Annotated in this window: 25 protein-coding genes, 3 tRNA genes and 1 pseudogene; 12 read left to right on the top strand and 17 right to left on the bottom strand. The window is 67.7% G+C overall.

Going from position 1 to position 24738, the window contains the following annotated elements; translation table 11 throughout:
- The first annotated feature begins 41 nt into the window (after positions 1-41).
- From ACVWWN_RS04280 to ACVWWN_RS04290, 3 genes are all read left to right on the top strand, one after another.
- Positions 42-115 (top strand) — tRNA-Ile (locus ACVWWN_RS04280).
- A 139-nt stretch (positions 116-254) separates the two neighbouring features.
- Positions 255-327, top strand: a tRNA-Ala gene (locus tag ACVWWN_RS04285).
- Between the two features lie 160 nt (positions 328-487).
- Positions 488-727: a hypothetical protein gene (locus tag ACVWWN_RS04290; protein ID WP_457142780.1), complete on the top strand. Its 240-nt coding sequence runs from the start codon at positions 488-490 to the stop codon at positions 725-727.
- A gap of 40 nt (positions 728-767) precedes the next feature.
- On the opposite strand, the gene ACVWWN_RS04295 is transcribed toward ACVWWN_RS04290, so the two are convergent.
- Both ACVWWN_RS04295 and cwsA read right to left on the bottom strand, forming a co-directional pair.
- Complete coding sequence (locus tag ACVWWN_RS04295) at positions 768-2126, bottom strand: L-serine ammonia-lyase (protein ID WP_457142781.1); 1359 nt, start codon at positions 2124-2126, stop codon at positions 768-770.
- 19 nt (positions 2127-2145) lie between these two features.
- Entirely contained in the window at positions 2146-2598 is a 453-nt protein-coding gene (gene cwsA, locus ACVWWN_RS04300) for a cell wall synthesis protein CwsA (protein WP_457142782.1), read from the bottom strand.
- A 107-nt stretch (positions 2599-2705) separates the two neighbouring features.
- Here cwsA and ACVWWN_RS04305 point away from each other — a divergent pair, with 107 nt between their 5' ends.
- Entirely contained in the window at positions 2706-3233 is a 528-nt protein-coding gene (locus ACVWWN_RS04305) for a peptidylprolyl isomerase (protein ID WP_457142783.1), read from the top strand.
- 49 nt (positions 3234-3282) lie between these two features.
- Here ACVWWN_RS04305 and ACVWWN_RS04310 read toward each other — a convergent pair whose 3' ends face one another.
- Entirely contained in the window at positions 3283-3705 is a 423-nt protein-coding gene (locus ACVWWN_RS04310; protein ID WP_457142784.1) for a PH domain-containing protein, read from the bottom strand.
- 155 nt (positions 3706-3860) lie between these two features.
- Positions 3861-4142, bottom strand: coding sequence for a cell division protein CrgA (gene crgA / locus ACVWWN_RS04315; RefSeq protein WP_457142785.1), 282 nt, complete (start codon positions 4140-4142; stop codon positions 3861-3863).
- Between the two features lie 98 nt (positions 4143-4240).
- Between crgA and ACVWWN_RS04320 the strand changes: the two genes are divergently transcribed.
- Together ACVWWN_RS04320 and ACVWWN_RS04325 are read left to right on the top strand one after the other, a co-directional pair.
- Positions 4241-5008, top strand: a complete 768-nt coding sequence (locus ACVWWN_RS04320; RefSeq protein ID WP_457142786.1) for a DUF881 domain-containing protein — start codon at positions 4241-4243, stop codon at positions 5006-5008.
- A gap of 33 nt (positions 5009-5041) precedes the next feature.
- Positions 5042-5716 carry an aminodeoxychorismate/anthranilate synthase component II gene (locus ACVWWN_RS04325; RefSeq protein WP_457142787.1) on the top strand — a complete coding sequence of 225 codons (675 nt, stop codon included), beginning with the start codon at positions 5042-5044 and terminating at the stop codon, positions 5714-5716.
- Here the strand turns inward: ACVWWN_RS04325 and pknB are convergent.
- The 7 genes from pknB to ACVWWN_RS04360 form a co-directional block, all read right to left on the bottom strand.
- Positions 5694-7568: a Stk1 family PASTA domain-containing Ser/Thr kinase gene (gene pknB / locus ACVWWN_RS04330; RefSeq protein ID WP_457142788.1), complete on the bottom strand. Its 1875-nt coding sequence runs from the start codon at positions 7566-7568 to the stop codon at positions 5694-5696. The two genes, ACVWWN_RS04325 and pknB, sit on opposite strands and share 23 nt — an antisense overlap.
- The gene (locus ACVWWN_RS04335) at positions 7565-8890 is read right to left on the bottom strand and encodes a protein kinase domain-containing protein (protein WP_457142789.1); all 1326 of its coding nucleotides are present in this window, start codon (positions 8888-8890) and stop codon (positions 7565-7567) included. Before ACVWWN_RS04335 ends, pknB begins: the two co-directional genes overlap by 4 nt.
- 130 nt (positions 8891-9020) lie before the next feature.
- Complete coding sequence (gene pbpA / locus ACVWWN_RS04340) at positions 9021-10496, bottom strand: D,D-transpeptidase PbpA (protein ID WP_457142790.1); 1476 nt, start codon at positions 10494-10496, stop codon at positions 9021-9023.
- Positions 10493-11902 (bottom strand): FtsW/RodA/SpoVE family cell cycle protein, encoded by a 1410-nt coding sequence (locus ACVWWN_RS04345; RefSeq protein WP_457142791.1) that lies wholly within the window; start codon positions 11900-11902, stop codon positions 10493-10495. Before ACVWWN_RS04345 ends, pbpA begins: the two co-directional genes overlap by 4 nt.
- Before the next feature lie 381 nt (positions 11903-12283).
- The gene (locus tag ACVWWN_RS04350) at positions 12284-13837 is read right to left on the bottom strand and encodes a PP2C family protein-serine/threonine phosphatase (protein ID WP_457142792.1); all 1554 of its coding nucleotides are present in this window, start codon (positions 13835-13837) and stop codon (positions 12284-12286) included.
- Positions 13834-14301: an FHA domain-containing protein FhaB/FipA gene (locus tag ACVWWN_RS04355; protein WP_457142793.1), complete on the bottom strand. Its 468-nt coding sequence runs from the start codon at positions 14299-14301 to the stop codon at positions 13834-13836. Before ACVWWN_RS04355 ends, ACVWWN_RS04350 begins: the two co-directional genes overlap by 4 nt.
- 178 nt (positions 14302-14479) lie before the next feature.
- Positions 14480-15937 (bottom strand): FhaA domain-containing protein, encoded by a 1458-nt coding sequence (locus ACVWWN_RS04360; RefSeq protein WP_457142794.1) that lies wholly within the window; start codon positions 15935-15937, stop codon positions 14480-14482.
- Between the two features lie 258 nt (positions 15938-16195).
- Here ACVWWN_RS04360 and ACVWWN_RS04365 point away from each other — a divergent pair.
- Positions 16196-16278: transfer RNA gene (locus ACVWWN_RS04365), tRNA-Leu, on the top strand.
- Between the two features lie 163 nt (positions 16279-16441).
- The gene (locus ACVWWN_RS04370) at positions 16442-17650 is read left to right on the top strand and encodes a DUF7373 family lipoprotein (RefSeq protein WP_457142795.1); all 1209 of its coding nucleotides are present in this window, start codon (positions 16442-16444) and stop codon (positions 17648-17650) included.
- A 4-nt stretch (positions 17651-17654) separates the two neighbouring features.
- Here the strand turns inward: ACVWWN_RS04370 and ACVWWN_RS04375 are convergent, their stop codons facing one another.
- The gene (locus ACVWWN_RS04375; protein WP_457142796.1) at positions 17655-18251 is read right to left on the bottom strand and encodes a TetR/AcrR family transcriptional regulator; all 597 of its coding nucleotides are present in this window, start codon (positions 18249-18251) and stop codon (positions 17655-17657) included.
- 71 nt (positions 18252-18322) lie between these two features.
- On the opposite strand from ACVWWN_RS04375, the pseudogene ACVWWN_RS04380 reads away from it, so the two are divergent.
- From ACVWWN_RS04380 to ACVWWN_RS04390, 3 genes and pseudogenes are all read left to right on the top strand, one after another.
- A pseudogene (locus ACVWWN_RS04380) lies at positions 18323-20366 on the top strand (molybdopterin dinucleotide binding domain-containing protein).
- A 12-nt stretch (positions 20367-20378) separates the two neighbouring features.
- Positions 20379-20897 (top strand): pyridoxamine 5'-phosphate oxidase family protein, encoded by a 519-nt coding sequence (locus tag ACVWWN_RS04385; protein WP_457142797.1) that lies wholly within the window; start codon positions 20379-20381, stop codon positions 20895-20897.
- Complete coding sequence (locus ACVWWN_RS04390) at positions 20884-21363, top strand: nitroreductase family deazaflavin-dependent oxidoreductase (RefSeq protein ID WP_457142798.1); 480 nt, start codon at positions 20884-20886, stop codon at positions 21361-21363. Before ACVWWN_RS04385 ends, ACVWWN_RS04390 begins: the two co-directional genes overlap by 14 nt.
- Here ACVWWN_RS04390 and ACVWWN_RS04395 read toward each other — a convergent pair.
- Together ACVWWN_RS04395 and ACVWWN_RS04400 are read right to left on the bottom strand one after the other, a co-directional pair.
- The gene (locus tag ACVWWN_RS04395; protein ID WP_457142799.1) at positions 21350-21508 is read right to left on the bottom strand and encodes a hypothetical protein; all 159 of its coding nucleotides are present in this window, start codon (positions 21506-21508) and stop codon (positions 21350-21352) included. The genes ACVWWN_RS04390 and ACVWWN_RS04395 overlap by 14 nt on opposite strands.
- 69 nt (positions 21509-21577) lie before the next feature.
- Positions 21578-21880, bottom strand: a complete 303-nt coding sequence (locus tag ACVWWN_RS04400) for a GNAT family N-acetyltransferase (protein ID WP_457142800.1) — start codon at positions 21878-21880, stop codon at positions 21578-21580.
- Between the two features lie 110 nt (positions 21881-21990).
- Here ACVWWN_RS04400 and ACVWWN_RS04405 point away from each other — a divergent pair, with 110 nt between their 5' ends.
- Positions 21991-23052, top strand: a complete 1062-nt coding sequence (locus ACVWWN_RS04405) for an MBL fold metallo-hydrolase (RefSeq protein WP_457142801.1) — start codon at positions 21991-21993, stop codon at positions 23050-23052.
- 1 nt (position 23053) lies between these two features.
- Here the strand turns inward: ACVWWN_RS04405 and ACVWWN_RS04410 are convergent, their stop codons facing one another.
- The 3 genes from ACVWWN_RS04410 to ACVWWN_RS04420 are packed head-to-tail and all read right to left on the bottom strand — an operon-like array spanning position 23054 to position 24718.
- Entirely contained in the window at positions 23054-24019 is a 966-nt protein-coding gene (locus tag ACVWWN_RS04410) for a pirin family protein (protein ID WP_457142802.1), read from the bottom strand.
- Positions 24020-24068: 49 nt separating this feature from the next.
- A complete protein-coding gene (locus tag ACVWWN_RS04415) occupies positions 24069-24473 on the bottom strand; it encodes an isochorismatase family protein (protein WP_457142803.1) in 405 nt (134 codons plus the stop codon).
- Positions 24470-24718, bottom strand: coding sequence for a hypothetical protein (locus tag ACVWWN_RS04420; protein ID WP_457142804.1), 249 nt, complete (start codon positions 24716-24718; stop codon positions 24470-24472). The genes ACVWWN_RS04415 and ACVWWN_RS04420 overlap by 4 nt, the downstream gene beginning before the upstream one ends.
- Between the last annotated feature and the right edge of the window lie 20 nt (positions 24719-24738).

Below are 24738 nucleotides of genomic sequence, written 5' to 3' on the forward strand. Positions count from 1 at the left end.
GCGATTGCGGTAATCTCGTCGCTCGGTCCAGTGCGGATTTCGGGGCTATAGCTCAGGCGGTTAGAGCGCTTCGCTGATAACGAAGAGGTCGGAGGTTCGAGTCCTCCTAGCCCCACGGAAGGGTGCATACCTTGAGGCTGATGTTTCTGCTCGTTGTGGGGATCACCGCGGCTGTCGCCGCCGCGGTCTGGAAATCTCGGCACGACGTCGAGGTCTGGCACGTGGCGGCCGACGCGCCGTCCTGACCGGCACAAGGGGCCTTAGCTCAGTTGGTAGAGCGCTGCCTTTGCAAGGCAGATGTCAGGAGTTCGAATCTCCTAGGCTCCACAAGTACACAATCAGATCAGCCGGCATCTCTGGTTGATCGGCCGACGGATGGGTGATTCCACCCGTCGCCCCCCTCTGAATGACATCGCCGACACAGGGCATTAATGGGAACCAGGGCGCGTTCCAATCTGCGGGGAGTTCAGAGAGGGAGTGGCGCGCAGTGAATCTCAAAAAAATCATCGCCGGAGCAGCGATCAGCGGCGCACTGGGCTTCACCGCCCTCGGACTCGGGGTAGGCGTCGCGAACGCCAATCCAGCCGCGCCCGGCGCCGCGGGGACGCCGTGGCAGCAAGATCGCGGCCACAGCCCGGTGCAAGACGGCGGCGGACCTGGCGCACAGGGCGACGGATCAGGGCCGGACTGCTTCTTCGGCCCGTTTGGGCACATCTACTGTCTCTGACGGCGGATTGCGACTGCGCGGCAGCCTGGCGTTCGCCGCCTTAACACTCGACAACGTTGAGGGCGAGTCCGCCCCGCGACGTCTCCTTGTACTTGTCGGCCATGTCTGCACCGGTGTCGCGCATCGTCTTGATCGCGGTGTCGAGGCTGACGTGATGGGTGCCGTCGCCGTGCATTGCCATTCTGGCCGCGGTGATCGCCTTGACCGATGCCACCGCGTTGCGTTCGATGCACGGAATCTGCACCAGGCCACCGACCGGATCACAGGTCAGTCCCAGGTTGTGCTCGATCCCGATCTCGGCGGCGTTCTCGACCTGCTGCGGTGTTCCGCCCATCACCGCGGCCAGTCCGGCGGCCGCCATCGAGCAGGCCGAACCGACCTCGCCCTGGCAGCCGACCGCCGCTCCGGATATCGACGCGTTCGCCTTGAACAGCTGCCCGATCGCGCTTGCCGTCAAGAGGAACTCGACGATGCCGTCTTCGGTGGCGTCCGGCACGAACCGCCAGTAGTAGTGCAGCACAGCGGGAATCACCCCGGCGGCTCCATTGGTCGGCGCCGTCACCACCCGTCCGCCGCCCGCGTTCTCCTCGTTGACGGCCAGCGCGTAGACCGTCACCCAGTCCATCGCGTACAGCGGGTCATCCGGTGTGGCCTGCAGCGCGGCCGCCAGCAAACGTGCGCGACGCCGGACGTGCAATGCGCCGGGCAGCGTCCCGTGCGCAGTCAAGCCGGTATCCACGCATTCGCGCATCGCCGCCCAGATGCGCAGAATCCCCGTGCGGAGATCGGGCCGGCGGGCGAGCACCGCCTCGTTGGCGGCCATCAACGCCGCGATGCTGCAGCCCTTTTCGGTCGCCAGTGCCACCAACTGGACGGCGGTGTTGAACGGGTAGGGCACGGCCTCGTCCACGCGCTCGTCCGCGACTGCCGCCTGCTCGTCGACGACGAAGCCGCCACCCACCGAGTAGTACACCCGCCGGGTCAGCGGTTCGCCACCGTCGCCGTATGCCAGGAACACCATCCCGTTGCTGTGAAAGTCCATGGCGTGCAACGACAAAAGAATGTCGCCAGCCGAATCGAAGTCGACGATGTGGGTGCCGCCGAGACGCAGCTTTCGCCCCGCGTTGATCTCCTCGACGCGGGCCCGTGCGACGGCGGGATCGACGGTCTCGGGCTCGCAGCCCTCCAGCCCGAGAACGACGGCTCCTGGCGTACCGTGGCCGGCACCGGTCGCGCCAAGGGACCCGTACAGCTCGATGCGGACGCGCTCGACGCTGGGCAGCAGGCCGTCGGCGGCCAGATGTCGTGCGAACCGGCCTGCGGCGCGCATCGGCCCGACCGTGTGCGAGCTGGATGGCCCGATACCGATCGAGAAGAGGTCAAAGACGGAGACGGCCATCGCGATTCACCGCAGCAAACTATGGTTTGGGGGCGATGTCGACGCTGGGCGGCCGCGACTGGCTCGCGACGGACGGCTCTCGGTGTGACGACCTACGGATGACGGAGAACGCCACCGCTCCCCCGGCCAGCACCACCACCCCCGCGACCGCGGCGATGAACAGCGGTCGGCGACTCCGGCGCCGGGACTTACGCACCTCCTGCAGCGCCTGCGGAAGGCTCGACAACACCTCCTGCGCGGCGGCGAGCTCCTGCGCCAGCGTGTCATGTGCGGCCGAGAGCTCCGCCCGCAGTTGCCGGGCCACCCAGCTCTTGCGATAACGATTGCCGACCCACGTGGCCGACGAGTGGGCCGAGTTCAGGCCGAGCCCGAGGGCGCCCACAGCGACGTCAACCGGTCCGACCGTGGAGTACTTGAGACCGCGGCCAAGCCGCTGGCCCGAGGTCAACCGGACATCCGACTTCGAGGTCATGGCGCACCTTTCTGCAACGTCGATGAAATCGCTACCAAGCCTGCCATCATCGGTGACGCGGCGGTGCCCGGTTGGGCGTCGAAGCGAGCGTGGCACACTGACATCCCGTGACGAGCCCCATTCAGACAGCGACCGCGACTCTGCACACGAACCGCGGCGACATCAAGATCGCACTCTTCGGAAACCACGCCCCCAAGACCGTCGCCAACTTCGTCGGTCTCGCGCAGGGCACCAAGGACTACAGCGCCGAGAACGCCTCGGGCAGCGCCTCCGGCCCGTTCTACGACGGCGCGGTCTTCCACCGCGTCATCGACGGATTCATGATTCAGGGCGGCGACCCGACCGGCACCGGTCGCGGCGGCCCCGGGTATCAGTTCGAGGACGAGTTTCACCCTGAGTTGCAGTTCGACAAGCCGTATCTGCTGGCCATGGCGAACGCGGGGCCGGGCACCAACGGCTCGCAGTTCTTCATCACCGTCGGGAAGACACCGCACCTGAATCGGAAGCACACCATCTTCGGCGAGGTCGTCGATCCCGAGTCGCAGAAAGTCGTCGACACCATCGCGACCACTGCGGTCGATCGCGGCGACCGGCCGACGGATGCAGTGGTGATCGAGTCAGTCACCGTCTCCTAGCGAGTTCGGCGCGTTGGCAACCGGCGCCACTGTAATCACGAAGCCGTGATCACGGATGCGAGCCGGCGTAACCGGCGGCCGTGAGGGCGTCGAGGACGTTCAGTGGGTCGGTGCCCAGGTCCCAGCGGGTGAACACCAGTAGCCGATCGTCGCTCGTATCGATCTCGAGCAGCCGGACCTTGCGCGCGATCCGGCGGAATTCGGTGATGCGAATGAGCTTGATGTCGCTGCGCTGCAGCAGGCTGGGGCGAGACCAGCCGCCGACGATCAGACCGTTGTCACTGATTGCCAGCTTCGGCCGGGCCCGCCACGAGAGGCTTGCAAACGCAAGTAGTCCTGCGGCGGCAATCCCGATCAGGATGCGGCCGGGAGGGTCTGTGATCAGGGTCACAGCCCCGACAGCCAAGATCACACCGGCTACGGCACACCCTGCGAGCCCGAGCACGGGCGGACCCCAGTTAGTTTGCTGCACGGTCTGATAACACCCTTTTACCGTTGCTAATGAGGTTATCCACAGGTGCTATCCCCAATGGGGATGAATCACATCAGTGTGATCCGGTGACCGCAAGGTTGCCAAACGGGTAACGCACGGAGTCCAAGATAAATTCATATCTGTGGTGACCGCCGCTACCGCCAGCGCATTGTGAGCAACAACCCCGTGATCATGAAGGCAAACGCGATCGCGTAATTCCAGGCCTTCAGATTCGCCATCCATGTGAGGAAGCTCGGAGCGTCGGGACCGCCCCCCGCCAACTGGAAGACCAGCAGCCACACCAGGCCGAGCAACATCAGCCCGCAGAACAGCACCACGAACCACGTGCCGGACGGGCCGGCCTTGACCTTGACAGGGGTCCGGCTCACCGGATTGATGGTGAAGTCGTTCTTCTTGCGGACTTTGGACTTGGGCATGGGGACCTTCGCGGATATTCGGGGGCACACGGTGCGACGATGTAGCCACGAGCCTAACTCAGCCTGGCTGTCAGGCCCGAATCCTTGGAGGCAGGCCGATGGACCAACCGCAGGCGCGGACGGGCCGGCGCCGCACCGTCTGGCGTTTCGGTGTCCCCGTAGTCTGCCTGCTGGCCGGGCTGCTGCTGGCGGCGACCCACGGCGTCTCCGGTGGCAGCGAGATTCGCCGCAGCGACGCTCCCCGCCTGGTTGACCTGGTGCGCGAGACCCAGCACTCGGTCGATCGGCTCAACGCAGAGCGGGACTCGCTGGTGACAACGATCGACACCCACCACGGCGGCTCGCCCGGGGCCGACGCCGCGCTGGCGGCCATCACCAGGCGCTCGGACAAGCTGGCCGTCGACGCGGGCCTCGACCCGATGCGAGGACCCGGCCTCGTGGTGACGCTCAACGACGCCCAGCGCGACGCGGAGGGCCGGTTCCCTCGCGACGCCTCCCCTGACGACCTGGTGGTCCACCAGCAGGACATCCAGGCGGTCCTCAACGCCCTCTGGAGCGCGGGCGCCGAGGGCATCCAGATGCAGGATCAACGGATCATCGGCACCTCGGCGCCGCGGTGTGTGGGCAACACCCTGCTGCTCAACGGCCGCACCTACAGCCCGCCGTATGTCATCACCGCGATCGGGGACGCGGGCGCGATGCAGGCCGCGCTGGCCGGCGCCCCGTTCGTCACGCTCTACAAGCAGTACGTGGTGCGGTTCGGCCTGGGCTACACCGAGGAGCCCCGCACGGAGGTCCACCTCGTCGGGCACAGCGAGCCGGTGCGGATGCGCTTCGCCAAGCCCATCGGGCCGATCGGCTATTGAGTCTTTGCGGGAACGACCCAGTAACCTGGCCGGATGCAGGTCTTGGTGGTCGACAACTACGACAGCTTCGTGTTCAACCTGGTCCAGTACCTGGGCCAGCTCGGCGTCAAGGCGGACGTCTGGCGTAACGACGACGGACGCCTCGCCACCGAGGCCGATGTCGCCAAGGCCGCCGAGCAGTTCGACGGAGTCCTGCTCAGCCCCGGGCCCGGCACCCCCGAACGTGCGGGCGCGTCCATCCCGCTGGTGCGGGCTTGCGCCGCGGCGGAGACTCCGCTGCTGGGGGTGTGCCTCGGACACCAGGCGATCGGGGTGGCCTTCGGCGGCACCGTCGACCGCGCACCCGAGCTTCTGCACGGCAAGACGAGCACCGTCCACCACGCCAATGCCGGCGTGCTACAAGGCCTTCCCGATCCCTTCACGGCGACGCGGTATCACTCGCTGACGATCCTGCCGGATACCGTTCCCGCGGAACTGGAAGTCATCGCGCGCACCGAGGGCGGCGTCATCATGGGTGTGCGCCACGTCGAACTGCCGATCCACGGCGTGCAGTTCCACCCCGAGTCGATCCTCACCCAGGGTGGCCACCGGATGCTGGCCAACTGGCTGTCCTACTGCGGCACCGCGCCGGCCGAGGGCCTCGTTCGCCGGCTCGAGGAGGAGGTCGCCGACGCCGTGGCAGCCGCTACGACGCGAAATTCAGCGTGATCCGCGCCCCGAAGTTGACACCGGTGCCGGCCGACGGACTCTGACTGACCACGGCATTGGTCTTCTGCCCGCTGTCCTGCACGTCGGCACCCTTGTCCAGACCGCCGGTCCAGCCGAGCGCCCGCAGGCGTGGTTCGGCATCGGTCCAGAACATCCCGGTCAGGTCGGGCATGATGAACTGGTTGCCCTGCGACACCTGCACCTGGATCAACGTGTCCTGCGGAGCCGTCTGTCCACCAGACGGATTCGTGCCGAGCACCTGTCCGTTGGGCGCGGTTCCATCGATCGGCACGGGCACGATCCTGCTGAATCCCGACGCGTTCAGGATCTGTGTGGCGCTCTCGATGGTCTGACCCTTGAGTTCGGGCACCGGCGCGGTGGCCGGCCCCGTGCCCACCACGATGGTGATCTCATTGGTGATCGCCGACGTCTGGTTCGCCGGCGGGTTGGTGGCCAGCACCTTGTCCTTCATCTCCGGCGTCGACGCATTTCCGGCCTGGGTGAACTTGCCGAACCCGGCCTCTTTGAGCTTCTCCACGCACTCGGCGTAGGTGAGGTTGTTGCTGCAGTCCGGCACCTCGCGCTGCTCAGGACCGGTGGACACGCTGATGGTGATCTCATCGCCCGCGCCGACGGACGAGTTGGCCTGCGGGTCGGTGCCGATGACGTGGTCGGGCGGCACCGTGGAGTCCGGTTTCTGCAGCGTGCGGGTCTTGAACCCCTTGTTCTGCAATGACGCGATCGCATCGGCCGACACCAGGTTGCTGACGTCGGGCACCTGCACATCGCGGGTGTTGCCACCGAACACGTTGATCGCCAGCGTCACCACCACGGTCAGCACGGCGAGGACCGCGACGGCGATCAGCCAGCGGCCCACCGAACCGCTGCGCTCCCGCTCGGCGTACTGTGTCTGCTGGCGCGGCAGATGGTCGACGGGTTCGGCCCGATGCGGCGGTGTCGACGACAGCAGGGACGTGCGTTCCGCGTCGGTCAGCACCTTCGGCGCGTCCGGCGGCTCCCCGCTGTGCACCTTCACCAGGTCCGAGCGCATCTCGGCGGCGGTCTGATATCGGTTGTCGGGGTTCTTGGCCAGGGCCTTGAGCACCACGGCGTCGAGCTCCGGCGAGATCCCGGTGTGGCGCTGCGACGGCGGCACGGGGTCCTCCCGGACGTGCTGGTAGGCCACCGCTACCGGCGAGTCGCCGACGAAAGGTGGTTCGCCCGTGAGGATCTCGTAGAGCACACAACCCAGCGAGTAGACGTCGGAACGTGCGTCGACCTTCTCGCCGCGGGCCTGTTCGGGCGACAGGTACTGCGCTGTGCCGATGACCGCCGCGGTCTGGGTGACGCTGTTGGCATCGGCCAGCGCCCTGGCGATGCCGAAGTCCATCACCTTCACCGCGCCGGCCTTGCTGATCATGATGTTGGCGGGCTTGACGTCGCGGTGGATGATGCCGTGCTGATGGCTGAAGTTCAGGGCCTGGCAGGCGTCGGCGATCACCTCGATGGCGCGCTTCGGCGGCATCGGCCCCTCGGTGTGCACGATGTCGCGCAGGGTGACCCCGTCGACGTACTCCATCACGATGTAGGGCAACGGGCCCGTGGGCGTCTCCGCCTCGCCGGTGTCGTACACCGCGACGATCGCGGGGTGGTTCAGCGCGGCGGCGTTCTGGGCTTCGCGACGGAAACGCAGGTAGAAGCTGGGGTCGCGGGCCAGGTCGGCACGCAACACCTTGATCGCCACATCGCGATGAAGCCGCAGATCGCGCGCCAAATGGACTTCGGACATGCCGCCGAAGCCGAGGATTTCGCCGAGTTCGTACCGGTCGGACAGGTGCTGTGGGGTGGTCATCCTGCTGTCTGTTCTGGGGCGGCGGGTATCCCCCGCCACGCTGCGGGCGACGCCGGCGCGTCAAGTCGGGGAACCCCGATGTTCTCCCCACCATGACCGATGGACCCCTGCCGCGTCCAACCAGGTGCGGGCAGGGCGGCAGGCGATTGGAAGGGCGTCGTCTGGGTGATGGTGTTGGTGACGGTGGGTTGAGGGCTTTCCTTGTCCTTGCGATCCTGGGCGTTCAGGACGATGAGGATCGCAATCACGATCGCCAGCGCGCCGAGCACCCCGGCCGCCCACAGCAGCGCCCGCTGGCCCGACGAGAACGTGCGTCGCGGCGGCGGTGCGGGACGGTGGACGCCGGTGTTGGCCCTGACGCGGGCGGCGGTCGCGGGGGCGGGGGCGCGGCCGGTGAGGTCCGCGGCGGCGCGGGCCTGTGCGGCCGACGGCACCGCCGCAGGGGTGGCTCGACCGATGGACGGCGCCTGGTTCGGGCGCGGTGGCCGACGACCGGACCGCACCGCGGCCACCGCGTCGGCGAACGGACCACCGGAGCGGTACCGGTTGCCCGGGTTCTTCACCAGGGTGATCTCGATGAGCTCGCGAACATTGGGCGGCAGATCCGCGGGCAGCGGGGGCGGGGTCTCCTTGATGTGCTTCATCGCCACCGTCAGGGCGCCGTCTCCGGTGAAGGGCCGTTTACCCGAAACAGACTCGTAGCCGACCACTCCCAGCGAATAGACATCGCTGGCCGCGGTGGCGTCGTGACCGAGCGCCTGCTCCGGCGCGATGTACTGGGCGGTGCCCATCACCATGCCGGTCTGTGTGACCGGCGCCGCGTCGACGGCCTTGGCGATGCCGAAGTCGGTGAGCTTCACCTGCCCGGTTGGCGTGATGAGGATGTTGCCGGGTTTGACGTCCCGGTGGACCAGGCCGGCGGTGTGTGCGACCTGAAGCGCGCGGCCGGTCTGCTCGAGCATGTCGAGCGCGTGCCGCAGCGACAACCGGCCGGAGCGTTTGATGACCGAGTTCAGTGGCTCGCCGTTGACCAGTTCCATCACCAGGTAGGCGGTGCGGCCCTCGCCGTCCATCTCGGTCTCGCCGTAGTCGTACACGCTGGCGATGCCGGGGTGGTTGAGCATCGCGACCGTGCGGGCCTCGGCCCGGAACCGTTCGACGAACTCCGGGTCGGTGGAGTACTCGGCCTTGAGCACCTTGATCGCGACCCGGCGGCCGAGCCGGGAGTCCACGCCTTCCCACACCTGGCCCATACCGCCGGTGGCGATCAACCGCTGCAGGCGGTACCGGCCGGAAAGGGTCACTCCCACGCGTGGGCTCATGTCTCGACTCCCACTCGACCCCTGCCCTGCGGGCGTGGGCCCACCGGTCCTCGCTCGTGCGCCGTCTGCTCTTCACGCAAGCGCTCGTCGGCCCTCGCTGCGATCCTCACTCGCAGTCGTCTCCGAAAGCTCATGAGCGCTCCCGCAACGCCGCGGCGATGGTGGCGCGACCGATGGGGGCAGCGACCGCACCCCCGGTGGCAGAGAGCCTGTCGCCGCCGTTCTCGACGAGCACCGCGACCGCCACTTTGGGTGCCTGAGCTGGAGCGAAAGCGATGTACCAGGCATGCGGCGGGGTGTTGCGCGGATCTGTCCCGTGCTCCGCGGTGCCGGTCTTGGATGCGATCTGCACGCCGGCGATGGCTCCCTTCTGCTGCGTCACCTGCTCGGCGGCGACCATCAAGTCCGTAAGTGTATCCGCGACCTGCTGGGAGACTGCCCGGCGCTCTTCCTGCGGAGCGCTGGTGCTGATATTGGCCAGGTCGGGTCCCTTGAGGCTGTCGACCAGGTACGGCCGCATAGTTACCCCTTTGTTCGCGATGGTTGCGGCGACCAGCGCGTTCTGCAGTGGTGTCAGTGCCACGTCCTTCTGCCCGATGCTCGAGATGCCGAGGGCAGCCTTGTCGGGGATCGGCCCGACGGTGGATTCCACCACCTGCAGCGGAATCAGCGGAGGTGACGTGTCGAGGCCGAAGGCCTGGGCGGTGGACTTCAGCGCGTCCGTACCGGTGTTGATGCCGAGTTGGACGAACGCGGTGTTGCAGGACTTCGCGAACGCGTCCCGCAGCGATGCGGTCGGCCCGCCGCCGCAGGGCTGGCCGCCGTAGTTCTCGAGCGTTGCGGTGCTGTCCGGCAACGGGATCTGGGGCTGCGCGGTCAGCTGGGTGCTCTCGGTGGCACCGGACTGCAGTGCCGCCGCGGTGGTGATGACCTTGAAGGTCGACCCGGGCGGGTAGGTCTCCGAGATCGCACGGTTGACCAACGGCGAGTCGGGGTTGTCTCGCAACTGCTGCCAGGCGCGCGACTGCCCGTCCACGTCGTGGGAGGCCAGCAGGTTGGGGTCATAGGACGGCGCCGAGACCATCGCCAGTATCTTGCCCGTCGACGGTTCCAGCGCGACGACCGCGCCCTTGCACGGACCATCGCACCCATCCTCCATCGCGTCCCACGCGGCCTGCTGCACCTGCGGATTGATGGTCGTCGCGACATTGCCGCCGCGCGGATCGCGGCCGGTGAAGAAATCGGCCAGCCGCCGGCCGAACAGGCGCTGGTCGGAGCCGTTGAGGATGGTGTCCTCGGCGCGTTCCAGGCCGGTGCTCGAATACCGCAACGAGTAGAAGCCGGTCACCGGTGCGTAGGCCTGTGGATTGGGATAGACGCGCAGGAAACGGAACCGCCCATTCGTCGACACCGAATAGGCCAGCAGCTGCCCACCCGCCGAGATCTGGCCGCGCTGGCGCGAGTACTCGTCGAGCAGCACGCGCTGGTTCCGTGGGTCGGACCTCAGACCGTCGGCGGTGAACACCTGCGTCAAGGTGGCGTTGGCCAGCAGCAGCACGATCAACACCATGATCGTGACCGAGATGCGGCGCAGCGAGGTGTTCATACCTTCTCGATCACCTCGGTGCTGGCCGTCGCGATCGGGGTGGCCGGCGGCCGGGTCACGATGGGGCGGCGCGCGGCGTGCGAGATGCGCACCAGGATCGCCAGCAGCACGTAGTTGGCCAGCAGCGACGATCCGCCGTACGACATCCACGGCGTGGTCAGCCCGGTCAGCGGGATCAGCTTGGTGACGCCGCCGACCACGATGAACAACTGCAGCGCCAGCGTGGACGCCAGACCCGCGGCCAGCAGCTTGCCGAAGCTGTCGCGGACCGCGATCGCGGTCCGCAGGCCGCGGATGATGACGATCGTGTACAACATCAGCACCGCGGCCAGGCCGACGAGGCCCAGTTCCTCTCCGATGGCGGCGATGATGAAGTCGGTGGATGCAGCGGGCACGGTGGCGGGCTGACCGTTGCCGAGCCCGGTGCCGAAGATCCCGCCGGTGGCAAAGCTGAACAGCGACTGCACCATCTGGTAGCCGGCGCCCTCAGGGTCGGCGAAGGGGTCCCACCACGTCTGCACGCGCACCCGTACATGATCGAAAACGTAATACGCTGCAACACTTCCCATGGCGAACAAGACCATGCCGAGCACGACCCAGCTGAAGCGTTCGGTGGCGATGTACACCATCACCAGGAACGAGGCGTACAGCAGCAGCGAAGTACCGAGGTCCTTCTCGAAGATCATCACCCCGACCGAGGCGACCCATGCCGCCAGCAGCGGCGCCAGATCGCGCGGCCGCGGCAGGTCCATACCAACGAAATGTTTACCCGCGCTTGTGAATAGGCTGCGCTTGGCCACCAGGACGGCGGCGAAGAAGATCAGCAGCAGGATCTTGGAGAACTCAGCGGGCTGAATCGAGAAGCCTGGCAGCTCAATCCAGATCTTGGCGCCGTTCTGCTCGGACATCGAGCGGGGAAGCACGGCGGGAATGGCCAGCAGCACGAGGCCGACGAGTCCACACACATAGCCGTAGCGCGCCAGCATCCGGTGGTCGCGGAGGAAGATCACGACAAGGGAGAACGCCACCACGCCCAGCAGCGTCCACAGCATCTGCTGGTTGGCGGTGCCGCCCAGGCCCTTCGATGTCGGTTCGCCCTTGGAGAGGTCCAGCCGGTGGATCATCACCAGGCCGAGGCCGTTGAGAAGCGCGACGACGGGAAGCAGCAGCGGGTCGGCATACGGGGCGAACCGGCGAACGGCCAGGTGCGCGCCGAGAAACAGCGCGAGGTAGGCCACGGCGTACTGCGCCAGATCCCAATGCAAACCCTGCTCCTGGTTGGCCTCCACGAGAAGCAGCGCGACAGTGGTGATCAGGGTGGCGAACCCGAGCAGGAAGAGTTCGGCGTTGCGGCGGTTGGGCAGCGGCGGCATCACGGCGACCGGAGACTGGGGCTGCGTCGTCATGCCTCGACTCCCGCTCCCTGCGGTCCTCGCTCGTTGCTCGCTGCGATCCTCGCTCGCGCTCGTCTTCGGGTCGTCATGCCTCGACTCCCGCTCCCTGCGGTCCTCGCTCGTTGCTCGCTGCGATCCTCGCTCGCGCTCGTCTTCGGGTCGTCATGCCTCGACTCCCGCTCCCTGCGGTCCTCGCTCGTTGCTCGCTGCGATCCTCGCTCGCGCTCGTCTTCGGGTCGTCATGCCTCGACTCCCGCTCCCTGCGGTCCTCGCTCGTTCCTCGCTGCGATCCTCGCTCGCGCTCGTCTTCGGGTCGTCATGCCTCGACTCCCGCTCCCTGCGGTCCTCGCTCGTTCCTCGCTGCGATCCTCGCTCGCGCTCGTCTTCGGGTCGTCATGACACTTCCCGGCAGTTCGTTCCCGGTTGCGGGGGCGGGGGAGGCAGCGCGGTGACGGTCGGCGACGGCGACGGAGGCGGAGGCGGAGGCGGAGGCGGAGGCGGGCCGGGCGGCGGGGGCGGCGCGAGTGCGGTCACCGTCGTCGGCGTCTCGGGCGCGGGTGCATCGCTCGAAGGGCGCGGAATCCCGCCTGTGCCAGGGGGTTCCGGGGAACCGGGCGGCCCGGGAGGCGGCGGTGGGGGTGCGGTCGTCGTCGTTGGGGTCGAGGTCGGGGTCCGGGCAGCGCAGGTGGGCAGCACCGAACTGTGAGCGAGTTCCTCGATTTGCGCGATGGCGTCGTCGAGCTTCCCCGAGGGCAGGCCGGCGATCACCTGGGCACGCTCCGACGGCCGCATGTCGTCGGTGCCGAGCATCCGGCAGTTCAGGTCGTCTTGGGACTGCCCCGGGGTGATGAGCGACAACTCGTTGCGGGCGTTGAGGCAGCCCAGGAGATAGGGCTCCTGCAGTGGGATACCGAGAAACGAGCCTTGAACACCGCGCATGATCGAGACCACGCCGTTGTGCTCGCTGACGTAGTAGTTACTGCGGACGATTTCGCGGCCGATTGCGAGGCCGGTCAACACCACCAGAACGAGCAGCACCGAGGCGATGAGAATCCGGCGACGCGACCGCGGGCGTTTTGGGGGCTCTTCCTCCGGTTCGGGCAGGACGCGTTTCGCGGCGTTGCGGCGGGGGTTGAAGGCCGAGGCGCGCCCCGCCGAGGTGTTGGGCGGCGCCGCCTGATCGTCGTCACCCGATACGGCGCCGGCCAGGATCGGCTGGGTCTGTCCGTAGTCGTAGTCGACGACGTCGGCCACCACCACGGTGACGTTGTCGGGCCCGCCGCCGCGCAGCGCCAATTCGATGAGGCGGTCGGCGCTTTCGGCGACATCGGGGATCTGCATGGCCTCGAGGATGGTGTCGTGGCTCACCGGGTCGGACAGTCCGTCCGAGCACAACAGGTACCTGTCGCCGGCCCGCGCCTCCCGCATGATCAGCGTGGGCTCCACCTCGTGGCCGGTCAGCGCACGCATGATCAGCGACCGCTGCGGATGGCTGTGGGCCTCTTCGAGCGTGATGCGGCCCTCGTCGACGAGGGTCTGGACGAAGGTGTCGTCCTTGGTGATCTGGTTGAGTTCGCCGTCACGCAGCAGATAGCCCCGTGAGTCGCCGATGTGTACCAGCCCAAGCCTGTTGCCCGCGAAGAGGATTGCGGTCAGCGTGGTGCCCATGCCCTCGAGTTCGGGGTCGGCCTCCACGTGTGCGGCGATCGCCGAGTTGCCTTCGCGGACGGCCGAGTCGAGCTTGGACAGCAGATCGCCACCCGGCTCGTCGTCGTCGAGATGGGCCAGCGCAGCGATCACCAACTGGGAGGCGACCTCACCGGCCGCGTGCCCCCCCATGCCGTCGGCAAGGGCGAGCAGACGGGCACCGGCGTACACCGAGTCTTCGTTGTTCGCGCGGACCAGCCCGCGGTCGCTGCGAGCCGCATACCTGAGCACCAGTGTCACGGGCGCAGCTCGATTACCGTCTTGCCGATTCGTACCGGCGTGCCCATCGGAACCCGTACCGCCGTAGTCACCTTCGCCCTGTCAAGGTATGTGCCGTTGGTCGATCCTAGGTCTTCGACGTACCATTCCGAACCTCGTGGGGACAGTCTGGCGTGCCGCGTCGAGGCGTAGTCGTCAGTGAGCACCAGTGTGGAGTCGTCGGCGCGGCCGATCAGTACGGGCTGACTGCCCAGCGTGATACGAGTGCCGGCCAGCGCCCCTTCGGTGACGATGAGTTGGCGCACCACGTGCCGGCGGCCCCGATTGGGCAGCAACGAACCGCGCAGCGCCAGCCCCCGCCGCACCATCACCGCGCCCGTCGGAGCGTAGATGTCGGTGCGCAAAATCCGCAGCACCGACCAGATGAACAGCCACAACAACAACAGAAATCCGACGCGCGTCAGCTGCAGTACTAACCCCTGCATCTGACGTCCTCTCCGGAGTTGAATTTCGCCGGCCGAGCGGCTCCGGCCCCGCCCCGTTCTGGTCGCGTCGGCAACGCCACCATCAGCTGAGCCACCTTGGCACCGTCACGATACTTGGACGGCGATCGACGTGAGGGGGAAGCGAACACCTTCCCCCTCACTTCGAGCGGCTGGCGCCTCAGTGAACCCGGACGATTATCTCGGAATGGCCGAGCCTGATCACGTCGCCGTCGGCCAGCTGCCACTCCTGCACCGGCGCGTTGTTCACCGTGGTGCCGTTGGTGGAGTTGAGATCGGACAACAAGGCGACCTGACCGTCCCAGCGGATCTCCAGGTGCCGGCGCGACACGCCGGTGTCCGGCAGGCGGAACTGGGCGTCCTGGCCGCGGCCGATCACATTGGCGCCCTCACGCAACTGGTACGTCCGGCCGCTTCCGTCGTCGAGCTGGAGTGTGACGGCCGCTGCGCCGCCGGCCGGGTAGTCGCCCTGGCCGTAGCCGCCCGCGTAGCCGGGCTGCTGACCGGCAGGCTGACCGTAGTCGTACCCGCTCCCGGCGGGTTCGGCGTATCCGGGCTCGCCGTAGTTGCCGCCCGCCGGGGCTTCCCCGTAGCGGCCGTAGTCGGGCTGTGCGTAGCCCTGGTCCTGGCGCCCGTATGCCTGTCCGCCGTAGGGGCCCTGGTCGGGGTAGCCACCCTGGTCGGGGTAGCCGCCCTGGTCGGGGTAGCCGCCCTGATCCGGATACCCCGGCCGCTGCTCGCCGCCGCGGCCCTGGCCGGGCTGACGGCCGTAGTCGTAGTCGCCGGCCGGCGCGTTGTAGCCGGGCTGTCCGGCCTGCGGCGGAGGGTATCCGCCCTGCCGGTAACCCTGGTCCGGGTAGCCCCCACCCTGCGGCGGGCCGTACCCGGCGGGCGGGCGCTGTTCGTAGCCCGCAGGCGGGTAGCCGCCCTGGTCGGGGTAGCCACCGGGCTCCGGGTAGCCGCCCCGGTCGGGGAAACCGCCCTGGTCCGGGTAGCCCTGGCGCGGCGGATACGCCGGCTCGCCCTGCGGCGGGTAGCCGCCCTGCTCCTGCGGGGGATACTGAGCGCGCGGTTCCTGGCGGCCGTCGTCCTGCTGGCGGCCGGACCGCTCGTCGTAGTACTCGTCGCCGGGCCGCCCCTGCCCCTGGCCGCCGCGGTAATTCGGGTTGTCGGTCATCGGTCGTACTCCTGATTCTGCGGTGAACGCACGGTCTCGTTGCGGTGGGGCGGCTTCGCCAGTGGTTGAGTCCGGATTGACCGCTCCATGCGCGCGGAACTGTCCGGTGTGCAGGTTCGGTGACTGCTCGAAGCTGACGACCACATCACCATACGTTTGCCATCCCTGCTCATGGATGTATCCCTCCAAGTGCTTGGCGAAAGTAGCTGATGTGAGGTCCGGGTCGGCGCTCACCTTTTGGTAGTCAGGCACACTGAGGGTAATGACGTAGTCGTTGGGTGCCAAAATGCGCCCGCCGTGCACTTCGCGTGCACCGCCGTCGGCTTCACGGCGGAGCAGGGCTTCTACCTCTTGCGGCACAATTGATCCGCCGAAAACGCGGGCGAATGCGTCGCCGACGGTCGACTCGAGCTTGCGCTCGAATCGATCGACTAGACCCATGTAACCGTTCGCCTCCCTCGCCGTTCTGCGTCGTTCCTGCTCATGCGCCCGCGCGCCAGCGTGTCGCCTCGCGACAATCCTTACTGCATGCTATCGGCCCTGCACAGCGGTGCGGGACCAACAGAATTCTGAGAATCCGATCGGGGCAGGTCAGGCGCGCGAACGCGATATGCAGAGAGGCGCTTCCGCGGGCCTTCCGGCGCCGTGGGTACGGTTGGGGAACGGGGCGCCGCGCGTGATAGGCTCCCCCGGTTGTTGGGGCGAGTGGCGGAATGGCAGACGCGCTGGCTTCAGGTGCCAGTGTCCTTCGGGACGTGGGGGTTCAAGTCCCCCTTCGCCCACAATCACGATGCGCGGAGTCTCTGAGTCATGGATGACCCGCCGCGTCTGCGGTGTGTAGTAGTCGCCCGGAATTGCTGGGACCGCCACGGGCAGTCGCGCCCGGAATTCAGCGCCGCGCACGGTAGCTTCTGGTGAATGCGGCACGGTGTCGGGGGCACGCGGATGCCCTTTGGAAGAGTCTGGAATTTCACCGCGGCTTCGGCGGTCTTTGCGGTCATCGCATTGCTCGCCGGGGGGTGCTCCGGCCGGACCGAGGGCACCGCGGTCAAGAGCGAAGCGGCCGCGCCGACGGCGACGATCGATCTCAGCCAGCTCGACGTCGGGCCCTACCCGACCAAGCCCAGCCCGCCGCTCGGGGTGGTCGGCGATCCGGCGCGGGCGGTGCTGATCGAGGCGCAGCGGATGGCGAACAACGTCGTCGGCCCGTGGGAGGTCGACCCCGCGATGACCACCGTCTTCGGACCGGGTGCGGTGGTGGTACAGAACGCCGCCGCCCTGACGCTTCTCGGACCGGAAGGGGTGGCCGGCGCAGCGGGCCGGCACCAACTGATCAACGGCTTCGCGTCGGCGCGAACCGCGGAGGGCAAGACGGCGTTGCTGAACGCCGTGTTGCGCTTTCCCGACGAGGCATCGGCGGCGGCGGCCACGGCCGATATGGGCAACGCCTCGATGCAGGCCGTCGGCCCGGGCGGTCAGAAGGTGCCGATTCCCGGCCATCCGGATGCGACGGCCGCGAGCTACCCGATCACCTCACGTACGGGCGGCCCGGATCTGACCGCGGTGCGCTCCTTCACCCAGCACGGTCCGTACGTGTTGATGCAGCTGGCACAGTCGGCCGACGGACGCGACGCGGCGGCTGCACTGGCCGCGAAAACCATTGACCTGCAGGGGCCTGCTATCGACCAGTTCCGTGCGACCGATCCGTCGGAGTTCGCCGACATCTCGCTCGACCCGACCGGCCTGCTGGCCCGCACGCTGCCGGTGGACCCGAAGGACGCGGCGACCGTCCAGGACACCACCTATGAGCGCCGTGGTGCGCTGCACTACCAGAGCGACCCGACGCGGTCCGCGAAGCTGTTCGCCGACACCGGGATGGATCTGGTCGCCATGGCGAAGGCGAACGTCTACCAGACGAAGGACAGCCAGAGCGCGGGCAAGATCGTCGCCGGCTTCTTCGCCGAACTGTCGCCGACGTCGCAGCCGGCCAAGGGCGTGAACCATCTGGACGGCAGCAGGTGCCTTCAGCTGGAGGACAAGTCGTTCTACTGTCTGGCCGCCGCGGACCGCTACGCCATCGAGATCAGCGGGGCGAACTTGCTGGAGGCCCAGCAGCAGACCGCCGCGCAGTACGCCATGTTGATGGGCGGCTGACGCGTCAGGACCGCAGGATGCCGCGAAGCACCAGCTCGCTGAGTTCGGTCGCGGCGGCGTCGACGTCCTTGATGCGACGTACACATACGGCGTACCAGGCGCCGCCGGCGATGACGTCCATGATGGTGTCGGGGCCGACACCCGGACGGGCGGTGCCGTCCTCGACCGCCTCGTCCACCCGCTCGGCGAGCTCACTACGCGCGGCGGCCTCCAGTCGGTCGCTGAGCAGCCGCCGCATTTCGCGATCCGAGCGTAAGTCGTTGAGTAGACCGGGGATTGCCTCGCGCACGGCGGCATCGCCGTACATCCGCAGTGCCCCCCGGCACAACCGGACGATCTCGTCGGCAAAGTTGTTCGCCGGCGATCCCGGGCCGAGGTCGGGGAATAGCGCCTCGTGCACGAGTTGCGCCTTGGAACTCCAGCGGCGATAGACGGCGGGTCGGCTGACGCCGGCCGTGGTGGCGATCAAGTCGATGGACGTCGCCGAGTACCCGCGCTCGACCAGTAGCCGTCGCGCGGCCGACAGCACCGCGGTGTCGATCTCGGGATCCCGCCGCGAGCCCTGCCGCCGGTGCCGCGTCGCAGTCCCGGCTGCGTTCACAATTAGCGACCTCCTCTGCGACTTTGTCGTTACAGTGTGTCACAACAAACCGTGGACCAGGGAGGAAGTCGATGACCGCCGACAACACCAAGACCCTGGCCGGCATCGGCGAGGACGGGCGCCACCTCTGTACCTGTCCGCTGTGGAGGCGATGCGCGGACTGGAGGTTCACGTCGAGGACGGCCGGGCCGCGAGCATCTGGGGCAATCGCGACGACACCTGGAGTCGCGGCCACATCTGCCCGAAGGGCGCCACGCTGGGGGCGCTGCACGAAGACCCCGACCGCATCCGCGGGCCGATGATGAAGGTCGACGGCCAATGGCAGGAGGTCAGCTGGAACAGGGCGTTCCAGCGGTGCACCGAACTGCTGGCGCCGATCATCGACGAGCACGGCATCGGCGCGGTGACTTGCTACACGGGAAACCCGCTCGCGCACTCATTTTCGCTCGGCCGCTACACCGGTGTGCTGCTGGGGATGTCGGGAATTCCGATCAGCTACTCCCCCGGCACGGTCGATCAGTGGCCGAAGAACCTGTCGTCGCATCTGAGTGCGGATGGTGGTCGTTCCCGGTGCCCGACATCGAGCGCACCGACCTGCTGGTCGTGATGGGCGCGAATCCGGCCGCATCGCAGGGCTCGCTGGCAGCACCTCGACGGGTTGGACCCCATGCGCGAGGTGGCCGCCGAGTGGGCCCCGGAGCGGGTCGCGCGCGTCACCGGAATCGACGCCGACCGGATCCGCACGTTGGCGCGCGAGCTTGCCGGCACGGAACGCGCAGTGGTGTACGGCCGCATCGGCACCTGTAATCAGGAATTCGGCAGCCTGGCCAGCTGGCTCGTCGACGTGGTCAACATCCTCACCGGCCACTTCGACGTCCCGGGCGGCAGCATGTTCCCGCTGCCGACGGCGTGGTCGGTCACCGTGCAGCCGATCCCGGGACTGGAGGATGGTGCACCCGAGTTCGGCCGGTACCGCACCAGGGTCCGCGGCGCCAAGGAAGTCCTCGGTCAGGTACCCGTGTCGTGTCTGGCCGAGGAGATCTCGACGCCGGGGGAGGGCCAGATCAAGGCGCTGATCACCGTCACGGGAAACCCCGTGCTGTCGACACACGTCGGCCACAAGCTCGACGAGGCGTTGCCCACACTGGACGCGATGATCTGGGTCGACTGTGGCTCAACGAGACGACCCGTCATTCCGACGTCATCTTGCCGGGCTCCGCGCCGCTGGAGCAGCCGCACCACGACGACCTCATCCTCAACTTCGCCGTCAACAGCATCGCGAACTATTCGGCTCCCGTGTTCGCCAGGCCCGATCCCGAGGCTCCGGAGGAGTGGGAGATCCTGATTCGGCTGGCCGGCCTGTGTGCGGGCATGCCCGCCGGGGACGTCGATGTCGCGGCGATCGACGACGGCTTCTTCGACTACATGGCGTTCACCCAGGGGCTCGACGGCGCCGAGGTCCGCACGCACTACGAGCGTGGCGGGCCGGAACGGATCCTGGATCTGACACTGCGTACCGGGCCCTTCGGCGACCGGTACGGCGAGAACCCCGACGGCCTCACGCTGGACAAGCTGAAGGCCCAGCCGAACGGCGTCAATTTCGGGCAGATGGTGACGCGGGTGCCTGAGGTGTTGGGCACCGCGGACCGCAAGATCCGGCTGGCGCCGCAGTACCTGCTCGACGACCTGCCCCGGCTGGCCAGGCGTCTCGATCGCGCAGCCGATGAGCTGGTCCTGGTCGGCCGTCGCCATCTGCGGTCCAACAACTCGTGGCTGCACACTGTCCCGCCGCTGATGAAGGGCAAGGAGCGCTGCACCCTGCTGATGCACTGCGACGACGCCGACAAGCGGGGCATCACGACGGGCGACCGGGTGACGGTGAGTCGTCGGGCGGACACATCGAGGTGCCGGCCGAGGTGACGGAGGCGATCATGCCCGGCGTGGTGTCGATGCCGCACGGCTGGGGTCACGGCAGGCCCGGCACCAGGATGGCGGTGGCAAACGAGTCCCGGGGTGAACACGAACATCCTCTCGCCGCCCGGCTTCCTCGACGAACCTTTCGGCAACGGGGCGCTGAACGGCATCCCGGCGACGGTCACCTCGATCGAGACCTGAAAGTATCTCGGCGTGGGCAAGAACGAACGCGGGAAGATCGTGATGTCGGACGGCGAGATCGCCGAGTTCATCGAGCGAAGCCGGACCGCCGCCATGGCGACGGTGATGCCGGACGGGCGGCCGCACCTGGTCGCGATGTGGTACGCCGTGGTCAACGGCGAGATCTGGTTCGAGACCAAGGCCAAGTCGCAGAAGGCGGTCAACCTGCGCCGCGACCCGACGGTGACGGTGATGATCGAGGACGGCCAGAGCTACGACACCCTTCGCGGGGTGTCGATCGACGGGCGCGCCGAGATCGTCGACGACCCGGAAACGACTCTGCGGGTGGGCATCAGCGTCTGGGCGCGCTACACCGGCCCGTACACCGACGAGATGCGCCCGTTCGTCGATCAGATGATGAACAACCGGATCTGCGTGCGGATCGTGCCGACCCGGATGCGCAGCTGGGACCACCGCAAGCTCGGCATGCCGTCGGTGCCGGTCGGTGGCAGCACCGCGCAATACCTAGGGGGAGCCGATGGATCCGAATAACAAGCCCAGGCAGCTGGATTCGCCGTTCGTCGCCACGGCGATGAAATTCTCGGGCAAGGCGGTCGCGTGGGTCTACCGCAAATCCGGTGGCAGGATCGGCGGCAACTGGCGGGTCGGCGCGGGCTTCAAGAAACCGGTGCCGACACTGCTGCTCGAACACACCGGCCGCAAGTCCGGTAAGACGTTCGTCTCACCGCTGGTGTTCATGACCGACGGAGACGACGTGATCATCGTGGCGTCCATGGGCGGTCGAGCGCAGAATCCGCAGTGGTACCACAATCTGGTCGCCACCCCGGATGTGTACATCGAGATCGGCCGTGAAAGGCGACCGGTACGAGCCGTTCTGGCGAGCCCCGAGGAACGGGCGCGGCTGTGGCCCAAGCTGGTCGAGACGTACGCCGATTTCGACACCTACCAGAGCTGGACCGACCGGGAGATTCCGGTCTTCATCCTCAAGCCGCGTTAGGGGTGCGCGGGCTGAAGCCGGGGTTGGACAAGGCGGTGGCCATCCCGCTGCCGATCGGCCCGCGTTCGTCGACGCCCTCGTGGCTGTGGTGGGTCAGCGCCGCCAGACCCAGGTACGGCCCTTCTGGCAGCCGGCGGCGCAGCACTGCGGCGGGGCGGCTCTGTCGTGTGAGAATCCAAGAGCCCCAACATGCTCGGGTAGATGCGTCAAGCGCCTACGATGCGGAGTCGACGACGTCGTCATACTCGTGGTGCTTCTCCACGAATGCGGCGACCATCGGACATACCGGCACGATCCGGAGGCCGGCGTCGCGCGTCGACTGCAGTGCTTCCTCCACCAGAATCGTTGCCAGGCCGCGGCCGCCGAAGTCGCTGTCCACCTCGGTATGCGGAAACGTCCGTTGTCTGTCGCGGTCCACGTATTCGGTGAAACCCACCGTCTGGCCGTCGACGGAGATGGTAAAGCGGTCGGATTCCTGAGTCACGGTCGTGGGTGCGCCGGTCTTGTCAGTGGTCACAGTTCTCCTTATAACGCCGGGTCTGATCGAGACGGTACCGTCGTCCCACCGGTGTGTGGGAATGGCCTCATCACCGAACGGCCGGCCCGTCGCGAGAGCAAAATGCAGTCATGTGTGAAGACGGCGGCACGGCCGTAGAAGCGGTCGCATCCACGCCGCGTGAGGCGGCCGGCACCGCGGTAGATCCGATCACTCTCGAGCCGGTCGACGAGATCACCATCACCACGCTGGTGGACAACAGTTACGACGCGCTGATGGGCGACATGGGTCCGGCCCGGCGGTCCGGGATGGGCCGGGTGCCTCCGGTCGCGGCCGACCAGTTCGAGGAGGGCCGCACCTCGCCGGGCCTGATCGCCGAGCACGGCTTTTCTGCCCTGGTGACCACCCGTCGCGGGAGCCGCACGCACACCGTGCTGTTCGACACCGGTATCTCACCCGACGGGATGGCGACGAACTTCGAGCGCATCGGTCTGGACGCCTCGGCGATCGAGGCCGTCGTGCTCAGCCACGGCCATCCCGACCACGACGGCGGCTTCCCGGGACTGATGCGGCTGCGGGGCCGCAGCGGGCTGCCGCTGGCGGTGCACCCGCTTGTCTTCAGCCGCCGCCGCTTCGCCCTGGCCAGCGCACCGGCCATGGAGCTGCCGACGCTCAGCCGCGCGGCGATCGAAGCCGAGGGTTTCGAGGTGATGGAGCGGCGCCAGCCGTCGCTGCTGCTGGACGGCTCGGTGCTGATCACCGGCGAGGTCGACCGCACCACGGAGTTCGAGCGAGGGATGCCCAACCACGAGGCGTGGCGCGGCGGCAAGTGGGAGCCCGACCCGCTGATCATGGACGAGCAGGCGCTGGTGGTCCACGTCCGGGGCCGGGGACTGGTCGTGCTCACGGGTTGCGGCCACGCCGGCGCGGTGAACATCGCGCGGCACGCCATGCGGTTGACGGGCGTGGACCGGCTACACGCCATGATCGGCGGTTTCCACCTCACCGGCGCGGTGTTCGAGCCCATCATCGGACCGACGGTGACCGCGTTCAGCGAGATGGCGCCCGACGTCCTCGTGCCCGCCCACTGCACCGGCTGGAAGGCTCAGCACCGGTTCGCGGCCGCGCTGCCCGACGCGTTCATTCCCAACGCCGTGGGCACGGCGTTCACCTTCGCCGAGCCCGCGGCCTAGCCTAGTTCGCGGGGTTGGGCCGCGGCCGCAGGGTCGCGTTCGGCAGCGGGGGAGCGGGCAACCGCGACACCGTGCCGCGGTATCCGTCGACCGACCCAAAGCGCTCGCTCTTGTCTTCCCACGATTGCCGGTAGGCCACGATGTCGGCGTGGCTGCGCCCGACAAAGTTCCACCACATCACCAGCTCTTCGGGAAACGGCGGCCCGCCGAGCAACACCACCCGGGCTGGGCGATCCTCGCGGTTGATGATCGCAAGCCGATCTGAGCCCGCCGCCTGAAACGCCAGGTCCGCGACGTCCAGCACGGAGCCTGCGGCCTCCACGCTGCCCTGATCGAGCAAGACTCCGTGCTCGAACACGGGGTCGACGTCGAGGACCAGGTCGGCGCGCGGGCTGAGGTCGATCTGTGCGCCGAGCAGCGGGGTGAATGTGTGAACCGGCGACCGGTCACCGGCGAGTTCGCCGAGAAAGACCCGCAGCGTGGCGCGGTCGAGCGAGCGAGGTTCGGGCACATAATGCGCGAAATCGCGGCCGGTATCGCGGTCGGCCTCGGGCAACGCGACCCACAACTGCACTCCGTGCAGAACGCTGGTCGCCGGGGTGGACACCTCTGAGTGGCAGATCCCGGCCCCAGCCGTCATCAGGTTGAGCTCACCGGGGCGCACCATCGCGTGCACGCCGGCACTGTCACGGTGCTCCACCTCGCCGCTGAACAGCCAACTGACAGTCTGCAATCCGGTGTGGGGATGTGGCGGCACGTCCATCCCGGGCCCGCTGCGCACATCCTGCGGGCCGTAGTGGTCGGCGAAGCACCACGCCCCGATCAACGATCGTTGACGCTGTGGCAGTGTGCGCCGGACCATGATGGCGCGTGGACCGCCCAACGGCACCTCACGCGGATGCAGCACGCCGGCGAATGGCAAAGCCGTGCAGGCGAGTTCGGCAGGGGCCGCGTCGGTGTTGCTCACGAACTCACATTAGCGCCCTTGGGCTGTGCAGCACCGTTGCGCACCATGGCTATGGGCGCATACTTGCGAGTACTTCATCGGTGGACAGCACGGCATGGGCGAGAAAGCGGTAGTTGATCATCGCGGCCTGGTAGCCGTCACCCCATTGCGGATGACGGGGGCCCGCGGTGGCGTCCTTCACGACGGCGACTTCGAATCCGTGCTCGAGCAGGTCCCGCAGATGGGATTCAACACAGATGTTCGCCAACATGCCGCCGAGGATGACCTTTGCGATTCCCCGCTTGCGCAGCTGAAGCACCAGGTCATTGGTCTGTGGGCCCCACACCTTGTGCGGGCTGGCGACGACGGTCTCGCCGTCCTCGATGTAGGGCTTGAAGCGATCGAGCCAGTCGGCTCCCGAGCCGTCGAAGCCCGTCAAGGTCAGGGCGCCGGATCGGGAAAAGGTGTGTGTCATGAACTCCTCGGCTTCCAACGGGCCGTTGACCCTCCACCCGCTGTCGGTCGGATAGAAGTAGTGGGGGAAATGAAGACCTGGTAATCAGAAGACTTGGCCGCCTCGAACAGCGCCTCCATGTGTTCGACGGTGCGGTTCTCGGTCACGCTGGCTCCAACGGCGTCCCAACTGGTTCCCCTGTCGCTCAGCACGTCGTTCTGCGGGTCGATGAACACGAGCGCGGTGTCGGTGTTGGCGATGTCCATGATCGGTACGTCCTTTCGGG

Source organism: Mycobacterium sp. URHB0021, from assembly GCF_054057895.1.

Bases quoted from the DNA above. Each gene is read 5' to 3' on its own strand.
- ACVWWN_RS04295 (WP_457142781.1), bottom strand. From the start codon at position 2,126: ATGGCCGTCTCCGTCTTTGACCTCTTCTCGATCGGTATCGGGCCATCC.
- cwsA (WP_457142782.1), bottom strand. From the start codon at position 2,598: ATGACCTCGAAGTCGGATGTCCGGTTGACCTCGGGCCAGCGGCTTGGC.
- crgA (WP_457142785.1), bottom strand. From the start codon at position 4,142: ATGCCCAAGTCCAAAGTCCGCAAGAAGAACGACTTCACCATCAATCCG.
- ACVWWN_RS04320 (WP_457142786.1), top strand. From the start codon at position 4,241: ATGGACCAACCGCAGGCGCGGACGGGCCGGCGCCGCACCGTCTGGCGT.
- ACVWWN_RS04325 (WP_457142787.1), top strand. From the start codon at position 5,042: ATGCAGGTCTTGGTGGTCGACAACTACGACAGCTTCGTGTTCAACCTG.
- pknB (WP_457142788.1), bottom strand. From the start codon at position 7,568: ATGACCACCCCACAGCACCTGTCCGACCGGTACGAACTCGGCGAAATC.
- ACVWWN_RS04335 (WP_457142789.1), bottom strand. From the start codon at position 8,890: ATGAGCCCACGCGTGGGAGTGACCCTTTCCGGCCGGTACCGCCTGCAG.
- pbpA (WP_457142790.1), bottom strand. From the start codon at position 10,496: ATGAACACCTCGCTGCGCCGCATCTCGGTCACGATCATGGTGTTGATC.
- ACVWWN_RS04345 (WP_457142791.1), bottom strand. From the start codon at position 11,902: ATGACGACGCAGCCCCAGTCTCCGGTCGCCGTGATGCCGCCGCTGCCC.
- ACVWWN_RS04355 (WP_457142793.1), bottom strand. From the start codon at position 14,301: ATGCAGGGGTTAGTACTGCAGCTGACGCGCGTCGGATTTCTGTTGTTG.
- ACVWWN_RS04360 (WP_457142794.1), bottom strand. From the start codon at position 15,937: ATGGGTCTAGTCGATCGATTCGAGCGCAAGCTCGAGTCGACCGTCGGC.
- ACVWWN_RS04370 (WP_457142795.1), top strand. From the start codon at position 16,442: ATGCCCTTTGGAAGAGTCTGGAATTTCACCGCGGCTTCGGCGGTCTTT.
- ACVWWN_RS04390 (WP_457142798.1), top strand. From the start codon at position 20,884: ATGGATCCGAATAACAAGCCCAGGCAGCTGGATTCGCCGTTCGTCGCC.
- ACVWWN_RS04405 (WP_457142801.1), top strand. From the start codon at position 21,991: ATGTGTGAAGACGGCGGCACGGCCGTAGAAGCGGTCGCATCCACGCCG.
- ACVWWN_RS04415 (WP_457142803.1), bottom strand. From the start codon at position 24,473: ATGACACACACCTTTTCCCGATCCGGCGCCCTGACCTTGACGGGCTTC.
- ACVWWN_RS04420 (WP_457142804.1), bottom strand. From the start codon at position 24,718: ATGGACATCGCCAACACCGACACCGCGCTCGTGTTCATCGACCCGCAG.